Source organism: uncultured Campylobacter sp., assembly GCF_938018145.1.
Lineage (GTDB): Bacteria > Campylobacterota > Campylobacteria > Campylobacterales > Campylobacteraceae > Campylobacter_A.
Window position 1 is genome coordinate 1 of sequence record NZ_CALIII010000465.1, and the last position, 2,942, is coordinate 2,942.

Annotated in this window: 3 protein-coding genes and 1 pseudogene; 2 read left to right on the plus strand and 2 right to left on the minus strand. The window is 48.8% G+C overall.

The genetic code is table 11. The features are described 5' to 3' along the window. Positions 1 to 579: glycosyltransferase (locus tag Q0338_RS10960; RefSeq protein ID WP_298086739.1), on the minus strand; the 579-nt coding region annotated here is incomplete at its 3' end. Beyond that, complete coding sequence (locus Q0338_RS10965) at positions 576 to 1,508, minus strand: glycosyltransferase family 9 protein (RefSeq protein ID WP_298086740.1); 933 nt, start codon at positions 1,506 to 1,508, stop codon at positions 576 to 578. The genes Q0338_RS10965 and Q0338_RS10960, both read right to left, overlap by 4 nt. A gap of 133 nt (positions 1,509 to 1,641) precedes the next feature. On the opposite strand from Q0338_RS10965, the gene Q0338_RS10970 reads away from it, so the two are divergent. Further along, on the plus strand, positions 1,642 to 2,673 hold the full coding sequence (locus Q0338_RS10970; protein ID WP_298086741.1) for a glycosyltransferase family 4 protein: 1,032 nt from the start codon (positions 1,642 to 1,644) through the stop codon (positions 2,671 to 2,673). Beyond that, positions 2,657 to 2,942, plus strand: a pseudogene (locus Q0338_RS10975) (ADP-heptose--LPS heptosyltransferase); the annotation flags it as partial. The gene Q0338_RS10970 and the pseudogene Q0338_RS10975, both read left to right, overlap by 17 nt.

A 2,942-nucleotide genomic window follows, 5' to 3' on the forward strand; every position in this document is an offset into this window, starting at 1 on the left:
TGCGCGCAAGACCGCTATGATACCCACTACAACACAATCTGAGCTCAAATTTAGCTCCGCTTTTATATCTTTGGTGAAATTTGGATTAAACCGCGCCGTATCCACGCCGGTATAGATAACGTCTATCAAATTTCCCCGCACGCCTTGCGAGACGAGCTGGGCTTTTACGGCGTTTGAGACGGCTACGATTTTATCGTTTACGTTGTAGCTAAACGCCGATCTGATCGGCGTTTGCAGGTGTCTAGTGCGCACGACTTTGGCGCCCGTTAGCTTTGCGACGATCGCGCCGATGTTGCCGTCCTTGCCCGAGTGCGTGGCGATGATAGAGATATTTTTTTCGCGCACGAAACGGCAAATTTTAAAAATTTCAAAAATATTATAAACCTTGCTTAGGTTAAATCCTACAAACTCGCAATCAATCGGCTTTTCAAAGCTTTTTGAGCCTGGATTTAGCGCGTAAAATACCTTAAATTTATCCTTATTTAGCCCGTTTATGACGCGCTGCGTGCGGTGCTCCTGACCGCCGAAACCCAGTGAGCTTTCAAGCTCTAGGATATTGATTTTGTCAGTTTTTTTCATATATTTTTGACCGCCTCGTAGATTTCCTCGTCCGCTACGTCCTGCGCCCTTTTGCTAGCGCTTTGCAGCACGGTACACTCCGCTCCGCCGTAAATGGGAGCCCAGCGAGCGGCGTCCGTTTTGCCAAGCACCAGCACCGTTTTTACGCCAAGCGCCGGAGCTAGGTGCGCCACTCCGCCGTCAAGCGTGAGGACAAATTTAGCCGCCCAGATATAGCCGGCTAGCTCGTCTAAATTTTTAGTTGCAGCAAACTCTACGCCCGCTTCTTGCGCTACTTTTTCGCCAAATTTTACGTCCTCCGCGCTAACGGCGACGCGTCCGAAATTTTGCTTTAAAAACGCCAAAATCCGTAAAATTTTAGCCTCGTCCATACGGTTTTGCTCCACCCTTGATGAGACGTGAAAAAATACGAAATCCTTAAATTTCTCGCTTTTAAAGCTCGGTACGTAAAGCGTTTTTTCTCCGTCAAATTTCGCTCCCAGCGGCGCTACTAGCTCACAGCAAAGCAGCACCTCGTGAGGCGGCGGATTAAAGTTTAGTTTATGAGTCATTAATGAACGGCCCTCATTTTGCTTTGCTGCTCCTATCGTCGTTTTAGCTCCGGCGGCTCTGGAAAATATCGCGGCCGATGGCGAATAAGCACTCCTAAAAATCACGGTCGCATCGTATTTTTCGCGGCGAATTTGAAGCAAAATTTTACATTTTCCCCAAAACGCCCGTACTTTTGCTGCCAGCCCTTTTACGTGCTTTGGTTTAGTGTAGATATATATTTTATTTAAAAAGGGATTGCCGCGAACGACGCATACGTTTAGGCTGTTTGCTACGATGTCGATCTGCGTGCGCGGATGAGCCTTTCGCAGCGCCTCTATCGCTGGCGTCGTGCAGATGAGATCGCCGATGTTATCGTTTCTAACGAGCAAAATTTTCACGATTTTCCTTTTTTTGCGCGATTATACCTATTTTACGCTTATACTTATTTACGCCCTCATCCCTTGCCCGCCAGGCATAACCTAAAATTCATCAAAAAACTTATAAAATACCGCTAAATTTTAAAAGGCGAACATGAAAAAAATAGTATTTTTAAGGCTCGATCTGGACGCTATCGGCGGGGCGCAGAGATATCTATCGCGGCTCGTTAAAGCTCTAAAAGACTCGGGCGTTGCGTGCGAGACGCGCGGATTTAACGGTAGCAAAAAGCTAAGCTCGTGGATCAAAGCCCTGCGTTTTAACTCGCAAGCCAAGCGGCAAAAGGGCGCGGACGAGATTTATTTTAGCCTTGAGCGCATCACCTGCGCCGACATCTACCGCGCGGGCGACGGCGTGCACAAAGTCTATATGAAAACCAAGCCTTTTTGGTTCACAAACCCCCTAAATTTCGTCATTCCCTACCTTGAAAAGCGCACTTTTAAAAATGCTAAAAAAATCATCGCCAACTCAAATTTCATAAAGCGTCAAATTTGTGATACCTACGGCATCGCCGAGGAAAAGATCGCAGTCGTCTATAACGGCGTAAATTTGCCTACTCGCGTGCAAAAAGGCTCGGCAAAGCTCGCTCTTTGCGAGGAGTTTGGGCTTGATTTTCACCTCCCGACGTTGCTATTTGTGGGAAGCGGCTTTAAACGCAAGGGCGCGGAGGAGTTTTTACGCATCGCGGCTCGCCTAAAAACCCGCGTAAACTGCCTAATCGTCGGCCGCGACAAAAACGCCGCCCGCTACAAAAATCTAGCCAAGGAACTAGGCCTAAACGCCGTATTTACGGGCGCGCAAAAAAGCGCGGCGAGATTTTACGAAGGCAGCGAGCTGTTTTTGTTTCCGACGGCGTACGAGCCCTTTTCAAACGTCGTTTTGGAGGCGCTTAGCTACGGCTGCGTCGCTATCACGACCGCTCAAAACGGCGCTGCAGAGATACTACCTGAGGAGTTTGTAATGAGCTCGCCGCAAGACTACGACATCTGCGCTCTGATTGATGAAATCCTAAACGACGACGAGCGGCTAGCAATGCTGCAAGAGCGAAATTTGGCGCTTGCTAGCGAGTTTAGCATCGAAAAAAACGCGAACGCGACGCTGGAGATCATACGTGCGAATCTTGATTGAGCTGCCGACCTGGCTGGGCGACGCCGTGATGGCAAGCGCCGCGGTGGAGGCCATCGCAAAGCACGCGGCTGCGTTTGGCGCGGGAAATTTGACGGGCAAATTTGAGGACCTGGGCGAGCGAGATTTTAGCTTTTCGTCGCAAAATTTCGGTCCGGTAACGCAAGAAATTCAAATTTTTAAAAACGGCGCGGTAAATTTGAACGATAAATTTGACGCGGACGGTAGCGCAAATTTGACGGCGAGCGAGCGAGAAAATCAAAATCCGCAAA